Origin of the sequence: Asinibacterium sp. OR53 (assembly GCF_000515315.1) — a bacterium.
Taxonomy (GTDB): Bacteria; Bacteroidota; Bacteroidia; order Chitinophagales; family Chitinophagaceae; genus Sediminibacterium.
In genome coordinates this window covers 1,076,359-1,096,683 of the sequence record NZ_KI911562.1, presented here as the reverse complement: position 1 = coordinate 1,096,683, position 20,325 = coordinate 1,076,359, and the positions used below count along the sequence as shown (strand labels likewise).

22 protein-coding genes are annotated in these 20,325 nt (G+C 46.8%); 3 read left to right on the top strand and 19 right to left on the bottom strand.

Annotated features, from left to right (window positions below; all coding sequences use genetic code 11):
- Positions 1-4: 4 nt before the first annotated feature.
- The 9 genes from SEDOR53_RS0104855 to SEDOR53_RS0104815 all read right to left on the bottom strand — a co-directional run bounded on the left by SEDOR53_RS0104855 (position 5) and on the right by SEDOR53_RS0104815 (position 8,214).
- Positions 5-1,423 carry a POTRA domain-containing protein gene (locus SEDOR53_RS0104855; protein ID WP_198018799.1) on the bottom strand — a complete coding sequence of 473 codons (1,419 nt, stop codon included), beginning with the start codon at positions 1,421-1,423 and terminating at the stop codon, positions 5-7.
- Positions 1,424-1,496: 73 nt separating this feature from the next.
- Entirely contained in the window at positions 1,497-2,156 is a 660-nt protein-coding gene (locus SEDOR53_RS0104850) for a CBS domain-containing protein (protein WP_026768713.1), read from the bottom strand.
- 30 nt (positions 2,157-2,186) lie between these two features.
- Positions 2,187-2,966, bottom strand: a complete 780-nt coding sequence (locus SEDOR53_RS0104845; RefSeq protein WP_026768712.1) for an alpha/beta fold hydrolase — start codon at positions 2,964-2,966, stop codon at positions 2,187-2,189.
- A gap of 201 nt (positions 2,967-3,167) precedes the next feature.
- On the bottom strand, positions 3,168-3,704 hold the full coding sequence (locus SEDOR53_RS0104840) for a CvpA family protein (RefSeq protein WP_026768711.1): 537 nt from the start codon (positions 3,702-3,704) through the stop codon (positions 3,168-3,170).
- Between the two features lie 14 nt (positions 3,705-3,718).
- On the bottom strand, positions 3,719-4,168 hold the full coding sequence (locus tag SEDOR53_RS0104835; protein ID WP_026768710.1) for a GatB/YqeY domain-containing protein: 450 nt from the start codon (positions 4,166-4,168) through the stop codon (positions 3,719-3,721).
- Positions 4,169-4,178: 10 nt separating this feature from the next.
- Positions 4,179-4,523, bottom strand: a complete 345-nt coding sequence (gldC, locus tag SEDOR53_RS0104830) for a gliding motility protein GldC (RefSeq protein ID WP_026768709.1) — start codon at positions 4,521-4,523, stop codon at positions 4,179-4,181.
- A gap of 52 nt (positions 4,524-4,575) precedes the next feature.
- Entirely contained in the window at positions 4,576-5,559 is a 984-nt protein-coding gene (locus SEDOR53_RS0104825; protein WP_026768708.1) for a glycosyltransferase, read from the bottom strand.
- Between the two features lie 8 nt (positions 5,560-5,567).
- A complete protein-coding gene (locus SEDOR53_RS0104820; protein ID WP_026768707.1) occupies positions 5,568-7,343 on the bottom strand; it encodes a DUF885 family protein in 1,776 nt (591 codons plus the stop codon).
- 19 nt (positions 7,344-7,362) lie between these two features.
- On the bottom strand, positions 7,363-8,214 hold the full coding sequence (locus SEDOR53_RS0104815; protein WP_037327567.1) for a 3-hydroxyacyl-CoA dehydrogenase family protein: 852 nt from the start codon (positions 8,212-8,214) through the stop codon (positions 7,363-7,365).
- Between the two features lie 97 nt (positions 8,215-8,311).
- On the opposite strand from SEDOR53_RS0104815, the gene SEDOR53_RS18840 reads away from it, so the two are divergent.
- A complete protein-coding gene (locus tag SEDOR53_RS18840; RefSeq protein WP_232214718.1) occupies positions 8,312-9,001 on the top strand; it encodes a MerR family transcriptional regulator in 690 nt (229 codons plus the stop codon).
- 2 nt (positions 9,002-9,003) lie between these two features.
- Here SEDOR53_RS18840 and SEDOR53_RS0104805 read toward each other — a convergent pair whose 3' ends face one another.
- The 5 genes from SEDOR53_RS0104805 to rsfS all read right to left on the bottom strand — a co-directional run bounded on the left by SEDOR53_RS0104805 (position 9,004) and on the right by rsfS (position 14,073).
- The gene (locus tag SEDOR53_RS0104805; RefSeq protein WP_026768704.1) at positions 9,004-10,107 is read right to left on the bottom strand and encodes a mechanosensitive ion channel family protein; all 1,104 of its coding nucleotides are present in this window, start codon (positions 10,105-10,107) and stop codon (positions 9,004-9,006) included.
- Between the two features lie 25 nt (positions 10,108-10,132).
- The gene (locus SEDOR53_RS0104800; protein WP_026768703.1) at positions 10,133-10,891 is read right to left on the bottom strand and encodes a UDP-2,3-diacylglucosamine diphosphatase; all 759 of its coding nucleotides are present in this window, start codon (positions 10,889-10,891) and stop codon (positions 10,133-10,135) included.
- Between the two features lie 27 nt (positions 10,892-10,918).
- Positions 10,919-11,551 carry an LUD domain-containing protein gene (locus SEDOR53_RS0104795; RefSeq protein WP_026768702.1) on the bottom strand — a complete coding sequence of 211 codons (633 nt, stop codon included), beginning with the start codon at positions 11,549-11,551 and terminating at the stop codon, positions 10,919-10,921.
- A complete protein-coding gene (gene ftsH, locus SEDOR53_RS17125) occupies positions 11,551-13,596 on the bottom strand; it encodes an ATP-dependent zinc metalloprotease FtsH (protein ID WP_037360570.1) in 2,046 nt (681 codons plus the stop codon). Before ftsH ends, SEDOR53_RS0104795 begins: the two co-directional genes overlap by 1 nt.
- Positions 13,597-13,668: 72 nt before the next feature.
- Positions 13,669-14,073, bottom strand: coding sequence for a ribosome silencing factor (gene rsfS / locus SEDOR53_RS0104785; protein ID WP_026768701.1), 405 nt, complete (start codon positions 14,071-14,073; stop codon positions 13,669-13,671).
- Positions 14,074-14,119: 46 nt separating this feature from the next.
- Between rsfS and SEDOR53_RS0104780 the strand changes: the two genes are divergently transcribed.
- Positions 14,120-14,869, top strand: a complete 750-nt coding sequence (locus tag SEDOR53_RS0104780) for a biotin--[acetyl-CoA-carboxylase] ligase (RefSeq protein ID WP_026768700.1) — start codon at positions 14,120-14,122, stop codon at positions 14,867-14,869.
- 8 nt (positions 14,870-14,877) lie between these two features.
- On the opposite strand, the gene SEDOR53_RS0104775 is transcribed toward SEDOR53_RS0104780, so the two are convergent.
- Genes SEDOR53_RS0104775 through SEDOR53_RS0104765 form a run of 3 tightly spaced genes read right to left on the bottom strand, consistent with a single transcriptional unit; the run spans position 14,878 to position 16,650 of the window.
- A complete protein-coding gene (locus SEDOR53_RS0104775; RefSeq protein ID WP_026768699.1) occupies positions 14,878-15,108 on the bottom strand; it encodes a 4a-hydroxytetrahydrobiopterin dehydratase in 231 nt (76 codons plus the stop codon).
- Between the two features lie 29 nt (positions 15,109-15,137).
- Positions 15,138-15,572, bottom strand: a complete 435-nt coding sequence (locus tag SEDOR53_RS0104770; RefSeq protein WP_026768698.1) for an IPExxxVDY family protein — start codon at positions 15,570-15,572, stop codon at positions 15,138-15,140.
- A 10-nt stretch (positions 15,573-15,582) separates the two neighbouring features.
- A complete protein-coding gene (locus SEDOR53_RS0104765; protein WP_026768697.1) occupies positions 15,583-16,650 on the bottom strand; it encodes a hypothetical protein in 1,068 nt (355 codons plus the stop codon).
- A gap of 114 nt (positions 16,651-16,764) precedes the next feature.
- Between SEDOR53_RS0104765 and feoB the strand changes: the two genes are divergently transcribed.
- The gene (gene feoB / locus SEDOR53_RS0104760) at positions 16,765-18,876 is read left to right on the top strand and encodes a ferrous iron transport protein B (RefSeq protein WP_026768696.1); all 2,112 of its coding nucleotides are present in this window, start codon (positions 16,765-16,767) and stop codon (positions 18,874-18,876) included.
- Here the strand turns inward: feoB and SEDOR53_RS0104755 are convergent.
- Together SEDOR53_RS0104755 and bcp are read right to left on the bottom strand one after the other, a co-directional pair.
- The gene (locus SEDOR53_RS0104755) at positions 18,873-19,739 is read right to left on the bottom strand and encodes a serine hydrolase (RefSeq protein ID WP_026768695.1); all 867 of its coding nucleotides are present in this window, start codon (positions 19,737-19,739) and stop codon (positions 18,873-18,875) included. The two genes, feoB and SEDOR53_RS0104755, sit on opposite strands and share 4 nt — an antisense overlap.
- Positions 19,740-19,792: 53 nt before the next feature.
- A complete protein-coding gene (gene bcp / locus SEDOR53_RS0104750; RefSeq protein WP_026768694.1) occupies positions 19,793-20,260 on the bottom strand; it encodes a thioredoxin-dependent thiol peroxidase in 468 nt (155 codons plus the stop codon).
- Positions 20,261-20,325 lie beyond the last annotated feature (65 nt).

Here is a 20,325-nt window from a genome sequence, read left to right as displayed (position 1 = left end):
TCACTTAAAAGTCGTTTCTCGTCTGTAAATATAGTCCATTGCGCCCCAGTTGGTTAAAGCTGTACTCGATTTTAAAGACAAAATCATATATGGAAACAATGTCCATCCCAAGACCCCAGGTGCGTAATAAACCATTATTCAGTGTATTGGCAGGGCTCGGATGGGTATTGTAACCATAGCCCAGATCGCCATAAGCTTTCAGGAAAATGCGGAAAGGTATCCGGTCGTGCGTTTTGCTGGGGAAAGGGTTTTTGAAAACAAAGCCCAGCAGTTGGTGGTGGATGGTACTCTTCAATATTCCGCCCGCCACGCCATCCACTACATTGTATTCCAACCCGCGCATTTGCGTAAACCCATACCCAATGAGTTTTTCATTGAAGAAATAATTATTGAAAGGTAGTTTCACCGTTGCTATCGCTTCCCAGTGCAAAAAGGTTTTAGGAGCTATTGGTACGGCATAAACAGCCCGGGTGCTGGCCAGCCACAGATTGGATGTTTTATCGAGGCCACGTTTGTAGAGATTGGCTTCCACTTGGAATCCCTTCGAAGGATAAGATACCTGGTCTACATTGTAATATTTGTATTGATAGGCGAAATCAATGTACTTCATTTCCGTTTTCCCATCCGGGTAATAAAGCGGGTTGATCTGCAGAATGGTATCGGCCACCGATTCGTGGTTATACGATACGCGGAAATAATGCCGTGCTTTTACATTGGGCCGGTAAGAATAAGTAAAATCGGCGCGTGTAACCCTCCGCGCCACTTCTTCCTGTTTATAAAACAGTTGTTTGTTATTGCCCGTTGCGTAGTTCACTTCTTTTTGTGTGGCATACACAAATCCTACATTGAAACCATTCCTAAGTTTACGGTCAAAAAAGGGCAGCTCGTACCGCAGTGTGATCTGTTGTGTATAACCCGTGATGAGCCATATATCTAAATTATCGTTACGTCCGCTGACATTGTTCTGCGTGAATTTCATTCCGTAATTCACCCTTTCCAGGCTTCGTTTCTGGTCTACCCACCATTGGTTGAAGTTGCGGTCTACCAGCCGGAAATAAGGTAACGGGAACAGGTACCAGCGTTCTTTCAGGTCTACATTGATCCTGATCAGGTTGCCTTTTCTTTCGGCAATGTATATGGCTACATCCACAAACAACAGGGTATTCATCAGTTGTTGCCGCGCCTGGTTGAACAGGGCGGGCAGGTTGGTGCCCGACAATTCATCGCCTTTTTTAAAAGGCAGTTCCCGCAATACAATGAACAGTTTTGTTTTTTTATTCCCCGAAACAACCACATCTGTTACCAGTAAAGCCATGTTTTTGAGGCTTGTATCCGCCTTGATGACAGATGCAGTATCCTGGGCATCGAGGCGATTAAATGAAAAGAATAAAACAAGGAGAAGCAATACTGGTAATACTTTCATCTGATAATATTCATTTTTCATTGTCAGATGGAATTCGTCCTTTGCAAGGACTCATTTCATCAGTGATTACCATTTATATGTTCAGGTAAGCGATCAGGTGATTGTAGTTCTCTTTGAGCTCATTGGCATATTGTTCTTTGCCAAAATAATAGCGAACAATGTATTCATACCGTTGGAAAGTGGCCACGATATCGGACACTTCTATCTTGTTGATCTTGATGGTTACTACTACCAGGCCCGTATCTGCTTCTGCATAAGTATTCAGTTGGGTGATATAGGCATCGTTGGTTTCTACCAGCCTGCTGATCTCTCCAAAAGAAAAATGCCTTTTATCTGTTTCCAGTACAATTACACCGCCCGGTTCATCATTGCCCAGAAAATGCGAGAGATGCTGCAGGAGGTCTTTGGCAGGGATCACACCGGCCAGCTCCGATTGCTCATTGACCACGGGCACCAGTGAAAGCTGGTGTGCTGCGGCCTGTTTCACAGCTACTAAAAAATGTTCTTCGGTCTTAACAGATACTTTAACCAGTGAATGTTCCAGGGAAGCCACTAAGGCATCTTCATCGGCATCGAACAAATCGTCTTTGGTTACCAGGCCAATGAACTTTTCTTCGCTCAATACCGGCAGGTGCAACACGTCGTAATCTTCCATCAGTTGCAGTGCCAGCGCCACCCTGTCGAAAAGGTTGATGGCGGGAAACCCGGTATGGATCAATTGCGATGCCAGCATACTGTTCTTTCTTTACTAATACGTAAAAATCTATGCTATGGTTGCGGCAGGTTTTTTCAGTTTATTCAGAAAGCCGGCCAGTATTTCGTTGAACGCTTCCGGCACTTCCATCATAGGTGCATGTCCGCATTTGTCAACAAAATGCAACTCGCTGTTGGGGATCAGCCGGTTGAATTCACGTCCTACAAAAGGAGGCGTAACCGAATCATTATTACCCCAGATCAGTAAAGTAGGCTGCTTAATTTGGTTGAGTTCTTCACCCAGGTTATTACGGATGGCACTTTTAGCAAGGGCAATGATCTTGATCACTTTGATCCGGTTATTGGTGATCTCGAACACTTCATCCACCAGTTCTTTGGTGGCGGTGGCAGGATCGTAAAACGTCAACTCCGTTTTCTTTTTGATATAATCATAATCGCCACGCTTCGGGTAGCTGTCGCCCATGCCATTCTCGAACAACCCGCTGCTGCCGGTAAGGATCAACGACTTGATCCTTTCGGGATGCTTTAAGATATGTATCAGCGCCACATGCCCGCCCAGCGAATTACCCAGGAGATGAATTTGCTGGTAGTCCCGCATCTCGATGAACTTATGGACATACTTCTCCAATCCACCTACGGTAGTATGGAAAATATCCAGGTCGAACAGCGGAAGTATGGGAACCACTACTTTGTAATTCCGCTTAAAGTGCTCGATCAGGTCTTCAAAATTGCTCAATGCGCCGAATAATCCGTGCAATAGCAGCAGGGTCTCTCCCTGGCCTTCTTCAATAAATCTGAACTTATCCTGTTGTTTGATCTCGTAATTCATTACTTCATTTTCTTATGCCAGCAGATTGGCTCAGTACAAATAAAAGGAAATCCATTCAATTAAATACGGAAACGTTACAATGCTCCTGTTATATAAATATGATGGATGAATGCTAAAATACTGATTTTAACATTAAAAACAGCAGATTGGCTTCTCAAGCGAAACCACGCAATCGATCGTATGTACAATAATGAGAAAGCTTTACCTGATATGCTTGCCGATGCTTTCAAAGAATTGGGTAAGCTCATCAAAGAGTCCTTTGAAAACGGGGATCACCGCTCCGAAACCATTGATGATCTTACTTCCCCAGGGCGCAACAAAAGGATAGAAACGGGATGCAGCCAGTGTTTCGGGCTTGATCAGGTGCATGTTCACGGCATAAAAAAGCAGTACGCTGAATACGGTGATATAAAGACAGGCATATAAAACAACACCGCACAGTTTATTAACCCATCCCAGGAAAGCCAGTTCAAGTGTGGTTTGAACGATCGTAGCCCCTACTCTTAACAGCAAGGCCACGCCCAACATCACCAGCAGGAATGAAACAATGGGTAGCCAGGTGGCTGTTAATTGCGTGCTCTCTTTGAGTTTGCCCGCCACAATAGCCGAAAGTTTAAGCGCAGCTGCGAGACCAATGATAATGCCCAGGAATGAAAACGCGCCCACAACCAACCCGTTGCGGTAGCCCTTCCAAAGAGCCATGAACATAAGTACTAAAAATATCGAGTCTATGAGCATTCAACAAACATCTATCAACTCAATAAGGTCTTTACTGCTGCCGAAATAGCTTTCCCATCTGTTTTACCGGCCAGTTGTTTTGTAGCTACACCCATTACTTTGCCCATGTCTTGCGGACCGGCAGCTCCTACAGAAGCAATGATAGATTTAAGGGCTTCTTTCAATTCTTCCTCACTCAATTGTTGGGGAAGGAATTTTTCTATGATCGCTATCTCTTCCTGTTCTTTCTGCGCCAGGTCTGCACGGCCCTGTTGCTGGTAGATATCGAGTGAATCTTTTCTTTGCTTCATCATCTTCTGTAACAACTTCAATTCACCCTCAGCTGTAACCTGTCCGTTCGCACCCGGCTCTGTTTTCGCTTTGATGATCTCCGCCTTGATGGCGCGCAAGCCGCGCAGCATGGCTTCATCTTTGGACTTCATAGCATCTTTCATGCCAGACATCACTTGTTCTTCTAAGCTCATAACGAATGGTTTATTGGTTTTCTTTCAATTGTGTTTCCCTGAATTTTTTATAAAAATCCTGGGCGAATTTTTTCATATCGGCCGCCAGTTCGGTCTGTTGTGTGGACCTCATATAAGAATCGGCCATGCCCATGAGGGTCTGGTAATAAAAATCGGCCATTTCATCTACCATCATGTCTTTGGTCCAGAGATCGATGCGCAGTGCGCTTTTATCGGCCGCATCCCAGAAAGCCACCATCATGGCTTTAGCGTGCTGCGCCATATCGGCCGTACTATCGGTGGCCGACCAGCTGATCTCCTGCGGCACTTTGTTTTCATCTAAATGAACGTCTATCGAAATCGTTGAAGTATGCATCTGAATTGATTGAGAACCGCAAAAGTACTAGGAATCCCTGAATCGCCCATTTTCATGAAACCAACAGTTGCCAGAATGCTTTTGCAGTAGTTGCCCAGCTAAATTGTGCAGCCTTTTCTTTTCCTTTTTCGATGTATTGTCCGCGCAGGTTTTCATCCTTGTACAGCGCAAGCATCTGCTTGCCGATGGTTTCCGGGTTGGCCGGATCTGCATACAGGACCGCATCGCCACCTGTTTCCGGCAGGTTATTATTTTCTGCTGCAATAACAGGGATACCCGCCTGCATGGCATCCAGCATGATCAGCTCCGATGCACAGGGTGCAGTGGTATGAACCAGCGCATACGCTGCCGTTATCAACAGGGTGCTTGCTGCTGCTGGAAGCAAGCCGGTCAATACTACATCTTCCCTGTATTTATATGTAGCAAGCTTTTCTGCAAGACCGGCGTGTTGTTTGGATACCGTACCGGTAATGATCAGCTTCATATTGCTGTGCTGCCATTTTTTGAACTGGGAGAAAGCTTTCAGGAGATTTAATAAAAGCGCGTCCTGGTACATGCCTCCGCTGACCAGGAAATATTCCCGCCCTTCTGCATAAGCAGCTTTGATGGTTTCTTTCTGTTGCCAGTCGGCCGGCTGCAATAAAGGATCAGGCGCACCGGGCAATACCGTTACCTGTGATGCCGGGATACGGTATTCATTCACCAGTTTATCTTTTACAAAAGCCGAGAGGGTTATTACCTGTTTTGCTTTGCGCAGTTTCAGCGGCACCAGCCATTTCCGAAAAAAGCTGCCTGGCACCACCCAATCATCGGCAATCAATATTTGTGGTATGGTGGTTCGCATACTGGCATCGGCGGGTTGTTTCACCCACAGGCCGGGTTGGGGATGTGGCGGGTTGTTGTGTTTCTCATCAATAAAAACAAACTCTTCAGCCGGCCGGTCAAGGCTCAACCGGCTGAAGAGTTGTACGATATAATGATGGTATGTAGAGGGCTGTTGGCCAGCCTGTGAAAAACGGTTAACAGCGATGCGCATACGCAAAATTAGAACTTCGCAGCCCAGGCGTCCATTTTTTTCTCCAGCACATCCAGGGGCATGTTACCATCTTTCAGGATATTATCGTGAAAGTCTGAGAGGCTGAATCGATTGCCCAGTTGTTTTTCATACTTGGTACGCAGCTCCCTGATCTTGAGTGCGCCAACCTTATAACCCAATGCCTGCGCCGGTATGGCCATATATCTTTCTATTTCGGCGGTGGCTCCTTCTTCACTGATTGGTTCATTATCCATCATATACTGGATAGCCTGCTCACGTGTCATGCCCCTGGCATGCATGCCTACATCCACCACCAGCCTGATGGCCCGGTGTATCTCATCACCCAGCGCTCCCATGTATTGGTAAGGATCGGTGTACAAGCCTAATTCTTTTCCCAGGCTCTCGCAGTAAAGCGCCCATCCTTCTGCATAGGCATTATTGCCGCCAAAACGCCTGAATTTGGGCAGGCCCTGGTTCTCCTGCTGCAGGCTGATCTGGTAGTGGTGCCCCGGAATGGCTTCGTGCAGAAACAGGCTCTCCATACCGCTGGTGGTATTGAATTTGGTAGCGTCGAGAATGGGAATATAAAAGATACCCGGACGTGTGCCATCGGCACTGCCCTGGTTGTATTCTGCGCTGGCACTGGCTGCGCGGAAAGCTTCCGTTTGCCTGATCTCGAAAGGTGTTTTGGGCGTATGGCCGAACATCTTTTTCAGGTTCGGCTCCATGGTCTGGTGTATCTTTTCAAACGCGGCCAATATTTCCTGCGGCGTTTTGTATGGCATGAATTTTTTATCGGTCTTCATGTATTCGAAGAAAGCCTTCAGATCGCCATTGAACCCAACTTCCGTTTTGATCCGCTCCATTTCTGTGCGGATGCGTTTCACTTCAGAAAGTCCTGTTTGGTAAATTTCATCGGGTGTTTTATCGGTAGTGGTTTGATCTTTGATGCGGTACCGGTAGTATTTCAAGCCATTGGGTATATCGCTGATACCGGTTGTTTTTCTGGCTTTGGGCAGGTATTCCTGTTTCAGAAAATCGGCCAGCCGCTTATAGGCCGGTGTGATCTCTTCGTTGATGAGCTTCACATAATCGTTGGTGAATCTTTTTTTATCGGCCTCACTGAAACCGGCAGGCAAGTGGGTGATGGGCCCGTAAAACAGGCTGTTCTTCGCATCAGGCACGACCATCGATTCCATCTGGGGAATCATTTTGATGACCAGTTTTTCCGGTAGTACCGTATTGGCTGCAATACCTTTCCTGAAATAAACAATGGCACTATCGGCATAGCCGCTGAATGCCGTTGCCCGTTTGATCCAGTCTTCATAATCTTTCACTGTTTTGAAAGGTTGAATCACACTGCCGCTGCCGAACTGGCCAAATACCAGGTGCATGCTTTCGAATTGGTCCATGGGCATCAGGTTATCGTTGAAGCCGAGGCCTTCCAGGTTGATGTCCATTTCACGCTTGAATATATCATAGCTGAGGCGGTCGTTGTCATTGAGGCTCTCCCTGTTAAAATGCGTGATGTAAACGAGGTAGTTGCTGTAAAAATCTTTTAGTTTTTTGCGATAGCTGTCGGTAAAATCGGCGTAGAGCTTGTCGTTATACCGGTTATCCCCATTGACAGTGGCTTCCACAGGAAACAATTGCATGCGCTCTTCATAATATTTGTCGAGCATGGCAGCCAGCTCTTTGTTGTCGGCCCCATTCTGGTTGTTGTTGCTCAACTTGCAGGAGGCAAAAAGGGAAACGATCCCTAATAAGTATGTTATTTTTTTCATAAGGCGATTGTGCTTAGACTTAAATATATTCATAAAATCCTTTCCCTGTTTTCCGGCCCAGTTCCCCCGCATCTACTTTTGATTTTTGCAAGGGCGAGGGATGGAGTCTTTCGGGTTTGCCAAGCGCTTCCCAAACGATCCGGCTCACGTTGTAATTGATATCCATGCCAATCAGGTCCATCAACCTGAACGGCCCCATTTTGAAGCCCGATGCCTCCATAATGCTATCAACAGTAGCTATATCGGCCTTGCCGGTCTCCACCAGCCGCATGGCTTCGAGGTAATAATGGCGGGCCACCCGGTTCACAATGAACCCCGGCGAGTCTTTGCATACCACCGGCGTTTTATTCATCTGTTTTGATACGGCTATCAGCCGGTTGATGGTTTCTTCGCTGGTCTGTTTTCCTTTGATCAGTTCCACCAGTTTCATCAGTGGGGCCGGGTTAAAAAAATGCATCCCTGCAAATCTCGCCGGGACTGGTATGGTTGTTGCTACTTCACTTACAGGTATGGAAGAGGTATTGGTAGCCAGTATGCAATCATCCTGGTTGATGGCCGCCAATTGACGGAAAAGTGTTGCTTTGGCTTCTCTTTCTTCAATGATGGCTTCAATAATCAGGTCTGCGCGGCAATGGTCAATGGATGCAGTGAATACCATACGATCCAGTATTTTATTCACTTCATCAGGGGGCAATTTTCCTCTTTCGGATAGTTTCAGCAGATTCTTTTCAATAGAAGCTTTGCTTTTTTCAAGCATGGTTTCGTTGACATCGAAGAGGATGGTGGAAAAGCCTGCTGCGGCCGAAACCTGGGCGATACCACTGCCCATGGTGCCGGCGCCACATACGCATATCGTTTGGATGGGTGCCATACGGAAGAGATGGATATTATTGCAAGATACTTAACATCTTTTCCACTTATGCCAGGCTGAACAATATGCTGACATTTTGTTGTAGTACTTTTATACCATGCGAAAGAACCTTTTGCAATTAGACATGTTTTCGGCGATGCCGGAAAGCCCTGTGATGGAGGAGGATGTCATGGAAGAACCAGTGACCATAGTACCTGTGCCGGAAGAGCCAAAAGCCATTCCGAGTGAGCCGGTGGTCTTTGCCGATGAGCGCATCGTGGTAAAGATCAAACCGAAGGCTGCACCTAAAAAAGAAGAGCCTGCACTACCTGTTGCAGTTGCTCCTGACCCAGTTCCAGCTGTTGCAGCTGTTCCCGCTTCAACGCATCCTGTTGTTACCAGAGCCAAAACAACCGGTAAAAGAGGACGTAAATCTTTCAAGGAGATCGACAGTGAAGTGGATCTCATCAACGTACCCGATGAAGAAGTCCTCAAACAGAAACTTTATTATTCCATCAGTGAAGTAGCCGGCTGGTTCAATGTAAATACTTCGCTTTTGCGTTACTGGGAAAACGAGTTCGATATATTACAACCGCGCAAGACCCGCAAAGGCGATCGTTTATTCCGCGCGGAAGACATCAGGAACCTGCAACTTATTTATTACCTGCTGCGCCAGCGTAAGTTTTCGATTGCCGGTGCACGTAATTACCTCAAGACCAATAAAAAGAAAGTAGATACCCAAACCCAGTTGGTGCAATCATTGACCAAATTCAAATCTTTCTTGCTGGAACTGAAAGCAACCCTTTGATATCAGGCGTTGTTTTTGTTGTTATGCACCACCACATCGGTTGATGAAGCAGCCAGACCAATGCCATTTTTTTCGAGCAGCCCAATCACTTCCAGGTTCACCTGTTCGCGCATGCGGAAAAAATCTTCTATGGGCTGTTCCATGGTAGAGAAATAATCCACTGCCATGATATGTGCATTCTTGCCCGTATCCATCAGGTACACCACTTTGTTTTCTATTTCGGGCTTTTGCAGGATGTTTTTGATAGCCGGCGTTAGACTCGCCAGTTGATCGGCGGTAGCGCTGAGTTCCAGCTCCAGTCTGAGTTCCACTTTTCTTTGTGTGCGAAGGGTAATATTGTCAATGATGGTGTCTACCATTTGTTTATTAGGCACCGTGATAAAAGTTTTGTCCATGGTGCGGATGCGGGTGCTGCGCAAACCTATTTTTTCAATATTACCGGTAAAGCCGCTCACTTTTACAAGGTCGCCTGTTTTAAAAGGTTTATCAAAGAAGATGATGAAAGAAGCGATCAGGTTCTCCATGCTCTCTTTTGTAGCCAGGGCCACTGCGGCACCCACGAGGCTTAAGCCGGTGAGTACGCTACTGATATTCTGATGAAATGAAGCGCGTATGATGAGTAGCACGCCCATGATCACCAGTATGGCTTTCACAAAATCTTTGATAAAACCGATCAGTTGGTTATCTGCCTGTCCCGTTGTTTTATGGGCCCTTTCTTTTAATATCAAAGCCAGGAAATCGATGATGCGCAGACATAGCCATATAAAAACACCGATCAGTACCCCGTCGGAAATGGAATCGGTCAATTGCCTGGAAGTAACATGAAATATCCTGAAGTCAAGGGCACTTGGAAAGGTTAACTTATCCAATGCAATCATGGAAATGAGTAGTACCAGGAAAGTCTCCAAGGGCCCCACCACCAGGTCGAGGAAGGATTGTGGGCCAACAGCCTTACCTTCTTTGGCCATTGTCCACCGGTAAATGAGCCTGGCCAGGAATTTGGTGATGATCCTTTTGCAAAGCAGCACCAGCAATATCGTACCTGCTACATATAAATAAGCTTCGAGGGTATTGTTTAGGAACTCCTGCTGCAAGAATTTCTTCATATCTGCAAGTTACGAAGAACCGGTCTTAGTGTTTCCATTCGTGCAGTTGCACATCGGTTCCGTCGAAACTGGCATAAGTGAAAGTGCGTATCCAATCGCCCAGGTTGATGTAGCGGCTGTTATCGCTCAGCTTAAAATCAATGGGGTAGTGGCGATGCCCGAAGATGAAATAATCAAAATGCTTTTGCCTAAGCACTTCTTTGGAGTAAATGATCAGCCATTCGTTGTCTTCACCGAGGAAATGTTGGTCGGCAGAACCCGTCTTCTCACGGCTTTTACGGCTGAAATAATTGGCCAGCCCTATACCCCAGGTAGGGTGCAGTTGTCCGAATAACCATTGGCACAGCGGACTGCGGAATATTTTTTTGATGAATTTATAGCCTTTGTCGCCCGGCCCCAGTCCGTCTCCATGGCCAATGTAGAATTGTTTGCCGTTGCGTTCGAATACTTTCGGCTCGTGGTATACCGGGATGTTCAGTTCTTTTTCAAAATATCCGCTCATCCACATATCGTGATTGCCAACAAATACATGCACTTTGATACCACTATCGGTCAATTCTGCCAGTTTACCCAGCAGGCGCGTATACCCTTTGGGAACCACTGCTTTGTATTCATACCAGAAATCAAAAATATCGCCCACAATAAATATTTCCGCAGCATCTGCTTTGATGCTGTCTAAAAAACCCACTACTTTTTTCTCTCTCACCAGGCTGCTCTCAAAATCAGGCGCACCCAAATGAAAATCTGATAAAAAATATATTTTCTTGGTTGTTGTTACATCCATTGATCAGGTATTTCTATCATTGACTCATCAGCGTTCTACCAGGAAGCAGAACACTTCTTTAGGGCCATGTACCCCTACTACCAATGTTTTTTCGATATCGGCGGTACGGCTCGGGCCGCTGGCCAGCGTGATGAGTGATGGCATTTGTGTGTTGTATTTGTGCCGCATTTTTTCTATCGCGTCGGCAATATCGTATACCAGCTGATCGGTGTAGGCGATGCAAATATGCACCGGGGCGTACACACTTACGGTACGCCCGCTTTGCTGGCCGCTGCTCATCAACAGGCTGCCTGTTCTGGCTACCAGGCATTCACAACCTGTAATGGCCACATCACAGCTTTGCACATCGGGTGCTGTCATGGCCGCAAAACCTGCATCTGTAAGTCTTTTTTTCAAATCGGCTTCCCTGCAATAGACCGACGTCCACTTGCGCTGTATAGCCAGCATACCCAGTTGAGACGCCAGCTCTTTTTCACTCGTACAAAATGAAAACCGCCCCTGCAGCTTGTTGAAATTCTCTGCAAAGGCAATCTCCAGTTCCTGTTGCTGTGGCTGGAATACACTGGAACTGCCCGCACTTTCAGGAAAGGGAACAGGCACCGGTTGACCCAGTGCCTGTTTTATTTTTTGCAGTATACTTTTCTTAGCTGTATTTGTCATTATGAAATCACTGTGGTTTCAGGAGGTGCAATGGTTTCGCCGGGGGCATTCTGTCCGGCATGGCCGTTGCTCTGTTCTGCCGATACTTCCAGCAGTTTCTTTTCTTCAAAAGGTCTTCTTCCGATCAGTTCCTCCACATCGCTCTTGTGCAGCACTTCTTTGTCCAACAGTTCTTTCGCCAGTATCTCTACTTCCTGCTTTTTCTCTGTGAGCAACTTCAAAGTGCGCTTATATGCTTCATCAATGATGTTCCTTACTTCTTCGTCGATGATCTTGCCGGTTTCTTCGCTGTAAGGTTTGGTGAAGGTATTCTCCTGCGAAGGATCGTAGAAACTTACGTTTCCTACTTTGTTGTTCATACCATAAGCCGTTACCATACTATAAGCGATCTTGGTAATCTGTTGCAGGTCATTGGCTGCGCCGGTAGATATCTTACCAAAGAATATCTCTTCTGCGGCGCGTCCACCCAGGGTCATACAGATCTGGTCCATCAACTGATCGGTTGTATAGAGGTATTGCTCTGTAGGCGTGTATTGGGCATACCCCAATGCTGCCGTACCGCGCGGTACGATGGTTACTTTCAACAACGGGTAAGCGTGTTCCAGGAACCAACCACAGATAGCATGTCCGGCTTCATGGTACGCGATCACGGCTTTCTCGTTCGGCGCAATGATCTTGTTTTTCTTTTCCAGTCCGCCGATAACCCTGTCGATCGCATCCTGGAAATCGCTCATATCCACCGCTTCTTTATTCTTACGGGCTGCTATCAGCGCCGCTTCATTACATACGTTGGCGATATCCGCACCTGCGAAACCAGGTGTTTGTTCGGCTAGTTTATGCAGGTCGAGTGTTTCGGAAATTTTGATCGGGGCCAGGTGTACTTTAAAGATCGCTTCCCTTCCTTTCACATCGGGCCTGTCGATCGATATCTGCCTGTCGAAACGGCCGGGGCGCAACAGCGCGCTGTCCAGCACATCGGGCCTGTTAGTGGCCGCGAGGATGATGATACCCGTATCACCGCCAAAACCATCCATCTCTACCAGCAACTGGTTCAATGTATTCTCGCGTTCGTCGTTGCTCATGATGGCATTGCGTCCGCGGGCACGTCCGATGGCGTCGATCTCATCAATGAAAATGATACAGGGTGCTTTTTCGCGGGCTTGTTTGAACAGGTCGCGTACGCGGCTGGCGCCTACACCCACGAACATTTCCACGAAATCGCTACCGCTGAGGCTGAAGAAAGGAACCTGCGCTTCACCCGCCATGGCTTTGGCCAGCAGGGTTTTACCGGTTCCGGGAGGACCCACCAGTAGCGCACCTTTGGGTATCTTTCCACCCAGTGAGGTATATTTTTTAGGGTTTTTGAGGAAGTCCACGATCTCCATCACTTCCACTTTGGCTTCATCGAGACCGGCTACATCGGCAAAAGTGATGTTCACTTTGGCGCCTTTGTCGAACAGGGTGGCTTTGGATTTGCCAATGTTGAAAATGCCGCCCGGACCGCCACCGCCTGCGGGGCCGCCCATCTTACGCATTAACAGTATCCATACAACAATGATAAGACCGAGAGAGAATACAGCATTGATAACGGGACTGAACCATTCCGCTTCTTCAATCGCATTCTGGGGTACTTCTTCTATCTTGTAGGTCTTATATACATCGGCCAAGCCACTCTGGAAAGCGGTCCAATCGGTCACTTTAAACACAAACAGGGGACTCTGTTTTACTTTATCTTTTGTAAGCACCTGCTTGAATTTCTGTACATAGAAATCTTTTACCAGGCTATCCTGTTTGATATAAATCCTTACCTCGTGTTTATTGGTCACCAGGTCAAGCTTCTCCACATCGCCCTTGATCAGCATTTTTTGTTTGAACTCCTGCTCCGTGGTACGGGTGAGGTCGGGCGCAAAACGCATGAACTGCGCCGAAAGCAGGATGATGGCAATAATGGCATAAACCCAGTAGGGATTGAATTTGAATCCCTTGCGAGGTCCATCGCCTTTGTCCTGCATGCCCGGCTTCGTATTCTTATTTTCCTGTAACATAACGGTTCTTCTCTCTGGTAATAATAAGGTTTATTGGTGGTAAACGTTCGGCGTTCCTTTTTATTTTAACAATTATAGCTCGTGTAACTGCGACTCTGCATCGCTCCACATCTCTTCCAGCCTGTAGAACTTCCTCGATTCAGGGCGCATCACATGTACTACAATGTTCACATAGTCTATCAGCACCCATTGTAAAGCCTGCTTACCTTCGTGTTTATAGGGAATTTCTTCGCACAGGAGTTTTACCTGTTCTTCGATATAATCGCTGATGGCCCTCACCTGTATGCCACTGGAAGCCTGGCAAACGATGAAAAAGTCGGCCGAAGCTTCGGGTATTTTTCGCAGGTCCAGACTCACAATGTTCTCTCCCTTCTTATCCTGTATAGCTTTGATAATGGTCTTGAAGATCTTCGAATTGCGTGAGAGCCTTGTTACGGTGTTCTTTTTACGGCTTTTTAAAACAGAAAGTGGTTCCAATCATTATTAAATTAACTTCGTCAAAAATAGTAATTCTTTGTCACCAATGGCTGCTAAACGTCACGTCGGTTCACCATTCGTGGAATTATCCAATACAGACAGTACCAACATCCATGCCATCAGGCAGTTACAGGCAAATATGGCCGCTCATGGTACCGCTTTTTTCGCTTATGCACAGTATGCCGGCAAGGGGCAAAGGGGTAAAGAGTGGGACAGTGAACCGGGAAGCAATATCATTTTATCGGTTGTGCTCGACAGTTCTTTCCTGCTGATTACCCAGCAGTTCTACCTGAGCGCGATGGTGGCCCTGGCCTGCCACGATTTTTACAGCAGCTATGCCGGCGAAGAGACCAAAATAAAATGGCCCAACGATCTTTACTGGCGTGACAGAAAGGCAGGGGGTATCCTCATCGAAACCCTTGTGAGAGGCCATAAATGGCAGTGGGCGGTTGTAGGAATGGGCATCAACATCAATCAAACGGTATTCCCACCACAGGCCCGGCGCGCTGTTTCACTGAAACAGATCACCGGCAAACAATACGATGTTCCCGCATTGGCCCGCGAGCTCTGTGCCTGCCTCGAACGCCGCTATCAGGAGCTCCTCACAGGACAGTTCGAATCCCTGCTCGATGAGTATAACCGCCTCCTGTTCATGCGCAATGAAACCATGAAATTGAAAAAGGAGAGCGTAAGTTTTCAGTGCACCATCAAAAGTGTGAACCCCGACGGGGCCTTACTGGTAGAAGGGGGAATACAGGACCAGTTCAGGTTCGGTGAAGTAGAATGGATATTTTAAACCTTGTTTCAGAGTAAAGCATCGATCTTTTTAGCAAGTGCATGATCCTTTTCCGTGATCACATCACCTGCATCATGGGTATTGAGCCATATCTCTACGCGGTTCCATACGTTGGTCCACAACGGATGATGGTTCATTTTTTCTGCTTCGATGGCCACCCTGGTCATGAAAGCAAAGGCCTCCGAAAAATTCCTGAACTCGAATTTCCGGTACAGGCTGTTGTTTTGTTCAGTCCACATAAGAGGAGATTTCTGATTTGATCGTTTTGTCAAAACACCATGTTCCCTTTGTTCTTAATCTGCTCATTGGTGAGTTCCGCTACCAGCTGAACACCATTCAGGTTCTTCACCGACTGTTTGATCCAACTGCATTTTTCATCGTCTACCCAATCGCCTTTCATCAGCCAAAGAAAGTCCATGTGCCTGAACTCGGGCAAAAGGTATTCGCCATCGAACTGGTTATGGTACAGGTAATGCGTTAAAAAACTGTTCGGCTCTTTCGACTCATACACTGTAAAGTAATAACTACGGTCTTTTTTCTTCAGGTGCACTTCAATGCCGGGATTCACGCGAAAATCATAACCTAGTAAATGATTCAATTGCAAACAGAACTGGTAATTTTTCAGTGGGGCCGTTATACCCAGCAAACGGGTATCTTCAAAGAAGTCTTCATTGAGTTCTTCTATGTTCAGGCGCAGTTTCATTCCCGCAAAGTTAGAATTCCATTTGAGTGGAAGAAAGTTTTCCCTGCGTATCCGTTGAAAGGATCAGATCGTATACCTGCTTTACCCTGTCTTTCTCTGCTTCGTAATTGATGGGACCGCTGGAAACCGGGTTTTTTGTAAGCCTGATTATATAGTTAGGCGCAACAGGAAGATTGAGGTGCCCATACAGCGGCTCTTTCTCGCCATTTGCATGGTCCCTGTTCAGGGAATGCACCACGAGGTAATTATAATGGGGTGTCGCATTTTTTTTCAGTTGCCTGGCAATCTCCATCAGAACAGCCGCATCCGCGCCTCCATCATTTTGTTGCCCGAGAGCAGCAAAGAGCAATATGGTAGTTGTTGCATGATGATTGATAAAGCCCAGCAGGTTTTTCACATGGTAGGTTCGGGGAGTAAACCCCGTTTTCAATTCTATGGAAAGTGTTGCCGAATGGTCGGGGAAATGATTTTTCAATCCCTGTGCTGTTATATAGATCACCGGGATCTTTGCTGTTGCGGTGGTATCGCGTTTGTTGAAGCCGAGATGATCGGGGATGGATGAACTGTTGTACACCAAATAAGCACTGGCGCCTTTTTTAAAAGCGATGTCTGTCATTTTTCTGATCTCCGCCTCCAGGTTGAACTGCGTATTGTCTTTCTGGTCTTCCAGCAATTCTTTCAGGTCCCTGAACCACGGCTGCCTGTTTTCATTCAACGCCATAGCGGCTTCTCCTTTCACTTGCTTTGAAGCACTGAATGCGAGAGGGGTGTAATCGGTTTGCAGATCCAGGAGCTGGCCATCTACTTTCAATTGCGTGGCCGGGTCGATCTGTTTGCCTTCGCTCACATCAAATTCCTGCAAATATCCGTGAACCCCTTTCGGCTCCAGGCCTATTTGCTGGTATTGCTGCGCCAGGTATTGCATATTGAGGGGCCATTCCGTTAATTGCCGGGTATATCCTTTCAGGTTCACAACCATTTCTGCATTGGCCCTTTCTTCGGCCTTTCTTTTCTTTCTTTGGCTTTGGGAATAAGTAACAGTCGGTATCAGCAGTACCATCCATAAAAATTTCTTCATATGTACAGTTAGGATGGCAAAAATAATGCCGTTGTTATTCTGTTCCCAAAGTCGTAAGCAGAGACCTTGTATTGAGGCTACTTTTGCAAACTAAGTTTGCAAACATTTTAGACTTTGGGAAAGAAATCGGTACATATAGCCCTGGTTGGTAATCCCAACAGCGGAAAAAGCTCTTTATTCAACGCCCTTACCGGCCTGAACCAGAAAGTGGGCAACTTCCCCGGTGTTACGGTAGATAAGAAAACAGGTTCGCTCTGGCTGGATGACCAGCAGCAGGCTGAGCTCATCGACCTGCCCGGGACTTACAGCCTCTATCCCCGCCGGGCCGATGAATGGGTGGCTTATAAAGTGCTCATGGGTGCCGATCCCGATATCCAAACCGATGTGGTGTTACTGGTAGCGGATGCCAGCAACCTCAAGCGCAACCTGCTTTTCTGCAGCCAGATCATCGACCTGAAAATACCGGTGGTGATGGCGCTGACCATGAACGATATCGCTGCAAAAAAGAACATCAACATTGATATCAGCGGACTCGAAGCCGAACTGGGTATACCTGTTGTAGCCGTAAACCCGCGTAAAAACAAAGGTATCGGTACCCTGAAAAAAGTATTACAGCAGGTAGCCCGCATCCATGCAGCCACGCATACCCGTGATTTCATCGATACCAAAAAGCTGGCGCCCGAGGCCATTCATGGCGTGCAGCAACTGGTGCCGCAACTGAGCGATTATGCATCGGTGCATTACCTCATCAACCACGAACAGTTTCCGCTGAACAATACTTTACAGGCGGCCATTGAACAGGTGGAGATCGATCACAAATTCAACCCCACCAAAACACAGGCTGAAGAGATCATGCAGCGATACCATCGCATCCGGCAGATCATGCAACAGAATGTGGTGGAGCCTGGTCCGCTGGAGAAAAAACTGTTCACCGACAAACTCGATAACCTGCTCCTGCACCGTACCTGGGGTTATATCATTTTACTGACTGTACTGTTCCTGTTGTTCCAGAGCATTTTCTGGCTGGCGCGTTTTCCTATGGATGGTATTGAATGGAGTTTTCAGCAGGCCAGCAGTTGGTTGGGTAATGTGCTGCCGCAAGCCTGGTGGAGCGATCTGTTCATCAACGGTATTGTAGCCGGATTGAGTGGTATACTGGTGTTCGTTCCACAGATCATGATCCTGTTCGGACTCATTACTTTGCTGGAAGATACGGGTTATATGGCGCGCATCAGTTTTTTGAGTGATAAGCTCATGCGTAAAGTGGGACTGAACGGCAAAAGTGTGATGCCCATGATCAGTGGTTTTGCCTGCGCCGTTCCTGCCATCATGAGTACCCGCAACATTGAGAACCGCAAAGAGCGGTTGCTCACCATCCTTATCACACCATTGATGAGTTGCAGTGCGCGTTTGCCTGTATACACCATATTGATCTCTTTGGTGATCGATGACAAATATTATTTCGGTTTCCTCAGCCTGCAAGGATTGGTGATGATGGGTCTCTACCTCCTCGGAACGACTATGGCATTGATTGTGAGTTATGTAATGAAATGGTTCGTGAAGATCCAGGAAAAGAGTTTCTTCATACTGGAATTGCCGGTATACCGGGCTCCGCGCTGGAAAAACGCGGCCATTACCATGGTGGAAAAAGCCAGGATCTTTGTAACCGATGCCGGTAAAGTGATCATGGTAATCAGTTTACTGCTCTGGTTCCTGAGCAATTACGGACCCGATCACCGGATATCAAAATTGGAAGACAAATATGCGGTGCTGATGCAGCAGATGCCGGCGCAAAAAGACTCGTTGCAAAAACACCTGTCTACCGAAAAACTGCAGAACTCTTATGCAGGTATCCTGGGCAAGACGATTGAGCCGGTGATTGCTCCATTGGGTTATGACTGGAAGATCGGCATTGCCCTCATTACCTCGTTTGCAGCCAGGGAAGTATTCGTGGGTACCATGGCCACGCTATATAGTGTGGAAGAATCTGATAATTCTTCTCTGCGTGAAAAACTGCAATCGGCCCGGCATCCCGATGGCCGGCCTGTATATACGCTGGCTGCCGCTTTATCGTTGATGGTGTTTTATGTACTGGCCATGCAGTGCATGAGTACATTGGCAGTGGTGAAACGTGAAACCAAGTCGTGGAAATGGCCTGTATTCCAGTTCACGTACATGACCATACTGGCTTATTCCATGAGCTTCCTGGTATATCACCTCTTCTAGTTATAATATTCCCATAACAACTTCGATAACTTGCGCGTGAGCACCCAGGCTTCGTTGGTAGATTCATCCCAACTGATATCCTTATTGTTCTTGGTGCAGATGCAAAAAACATAACTGCATTTCTTTCCGTTCACAAACAGCACTTCATTCCGGGTAGCGTCTACCGCACCGCTTTTGCTGGCAACAAAAACATCGGACGGTATCTGCGAAATAGCATTCTCATCCCAATAATTCCTGCCCAGCAAACGCAGCATCATCTGGCTGGAGCTGTCGCTGATCACCTGCTTCTTCACAATCATTTCCATGAGTGATGCCATTTCCCTGGGCGATGATTGTCCCCACCCGTACATATTCCTGTTGACTTCTCTTCCCGGTGTGCGGCTGTTCACCCTGGTTACTTTCAGACCGAGGCTGTCCATGAGCTCGTTGATGCGTGTGCCTTTACCTGCCAGGGTTTGTAACCAGAGGCTGGCTGTATTGTCACTCATAGTAAGCATGAGCATCATCACTTTGCTCAGTTCAATCTTTTCGCCGTTCTTGAAAGAACCCAATATGTCTACCCCTTCGTACAGGAGCGAGTCTTTATAAGTGAGTACCTGGTGATAATCCAGTTCTTTTTTATGAATCTTATCCATGATGCCTGTCAGAATAGGCACTTTGACCATGCTGGCCGTAGGAAAAACCGTATCGGCATTGATGGCTATTGTGCGATTCTTTTTGAGATCGTGCACGTAGATACCGATATCTCCATGAAAACCGGCGATCAGTTGGGTAATTTGTTGCTGGAGGTGTTGATCTGTTTTTTGTGCAAAACTTCCTGTTATCAATAACAGGCAACCGAGCAGGAACATAATTTGTTTCATGACGTGATTAGTCTGGTGAAACAAGTTATGCATTTATTCGGGAAGAATACATTTTATTGCCCATCCCAGGCAGCAAGTATTTCTTCGGTATGTTTTTTTGAAACCGGTTTTGCGATGATCTTTTTGATGATGCCTTTTTCATCTATCAGGAAAGTGGTGCGTTTGGTGCCGATGATGGTACGGCCCATGAATTGTTTCTCGCCCCATACTTTATATTGGTTCACGATGGTCAGGTTTTCATCTGCAATAAGCGAAAAAGGCAGGCTGTATTTAGCTTCAAATTTCTTGTGCTTTTTCACGCTATCGGTACTTACTCCAATCACTTTGAATCCTCGTTTGGTGAGTTCGCTGTAATTGTCGCGCAGGTTGCATGCCTGGTTGGTGCAGGTGGGTGTATCGTCGTGCGGGTAAAAATAGAGTACTACTTTGCTTCCTTTGAAATCTTCCAATGAAATCGCTTTCCCGTTCTGGTCAACCCCCTTAAAAACAGGAGCTTTGCTTCCTTCTTTTAAAACTGCCATTCTATGTACACTTTGAAGGGCAAAATTAACTGATAATGACCTATTTATGGCACCCTCACTATAAG

Excerpts from the sequence above, each read along its gene's own strand:
- SEDOR53_RS18840 (WP_232214718.1), top strand. The coding sequence starts at position 8,312 with ATGCGAAAGAACCTTTTGCAATTAGACATGTTTTCGGCGATGCCGGAA.
- SEDOR53_RS0104775 (WP_026768699.1), bottom strand. The coding sequence starts at position 15,108 with ATGTGGACTGAACAAAACAACAGCCTGTACCGGAAATTCGAGTTCAGG.
- SEDOR53_RS0104855 (WP_198018799.1), bottom strand. The coding sequence starts at position 1,423 with ATGAAAGTATTACCAGTATTGCTTCTCCTTGTTTTATTCTTTTCATTT.
- SEDOR53_RS0104850 (WP_026768713.1), bottom strand. The coding sequence starts at position 2,156 with ATGCTGGCATCGCAATTGATCCATACCGGGTTTCCCGCCATCAACCTT.
- SEDOR53_RS0104845 (WP_026768712.1), bottom strand. The coding sequence starts at position 2,966 with ATGAATTACGAGATCAAACAACAGGATAAGTTCAGATTTATTGAAGAA.
- SEDOR53_RS0104780 (WP_026768700.1), top strand. The coding sequence starts at position 14,120 with ATGGCTGCTAAACGTCACGTCGGTTCACCATTCGTGGAATTATCCAAT.
- SEDOR53_RS0104825 (WP_026768708.1), bottom strand. The coding sequence starts at position 5,559 with ATGCGCATCGCTGTTAACCGTTTTTCACAGGCTGGCCAACAGCCCTCT.
- ftsH (WP_037360570.1), bottom strand. The coding sequence starts at position 13,596 with ATGTTACAGGAAAATAAGAATACGAAGCCGGGCATGCAGGACAAAGGC.
- SEDOR53_RS0104840 (WP_026768711.1), bottom strand. The coding sequence starts at position 3,704 with ATGCTCATAGACTCGATATTTTTAGTACTTATGTTCATGGCTCTTTGG.
- SEDOR53_RS0104815 (WP_037327567.1), bottom strand. The coding sequence starts at position 8,214 with ATGGCACCCATCCAAACGATATGCGTATGTGGCGCCGGCACCATGGGC.
- SEDOR53_RS0104770 (WP_026768698.1), bottom strand. The coding sequence starts at position 15,572 with ATGAAACTGCGCCTGAACATAGAAGAACTCAATGAAGACTTCTTTGAA.
- SEDOR53_RS0104820 (WP_026768707.1), bottom strand. The coding sequence starts at position 7,343 with ATGAAAAAAATAACATACTTATTAGGGATCGTTTCCCTTTTTGCCTCC.
- SEDOR53_RS0104835 (WP_026768710.1), bottom strand. The coding sequence starts at position 4,168 with ATGAGCTTAGAAGAACAAGTGATGTCTGGCATGAAAGATGCTATGAAG.
- SEDOR53_RS0104755 (WP_026768695.1), bottom strand. The coding sequence starts at position 19,739 with ATGAAACAAATTATGTTCCTGCTCGGTTGCCTGTTATTGATAACAGGA.
- SEDOR53_RS0104795 (WP_026768702.1), bottom strand. The coding sequence starts at position 11,551 with ATGACAAATACAGCTAAGAAAAGTATACTGCAAAAAATAAAACAGGCA.
- SEDOR53_RS0104805 (WP_026768704.1), bottom strand. The coding sequence starts at position 10,107 with ATGAAGAAATTCTTGCAGCAGGAGTTCCTAAACAATACCCTCGAAGCT.
- SEDOR53_RS0104800 (WP_026768703.1), bottom strand. The coding sequence starts at position 10,891 with ATGGATGTAACAACAACCAAGAAAATATATTTTTTATCAGATTTTCAT.
- gldC (WP_026768709.1), bottom strand. The coding sequence starts at position 4,523 with ATGCATACTTCAACGATTTCGATAGACGTTCATTTAGATGAAAACAAA.
- bcp (WP_026768694.1), bottom strand. The coding sequence starts at position 20,260 with ATGGCAGTTTTAAAAGAAGGAAGCAAAGCTCCTGTTTTTAAGGGGGTT.
- SEDOR53_RS0104765 (WP_026768697.1), bottom strand. The coding sequence starts at position 16,650 with ATGAAGAAATTTTTATGGATGGTACTGCTGATACCGACTGTTACTTAT.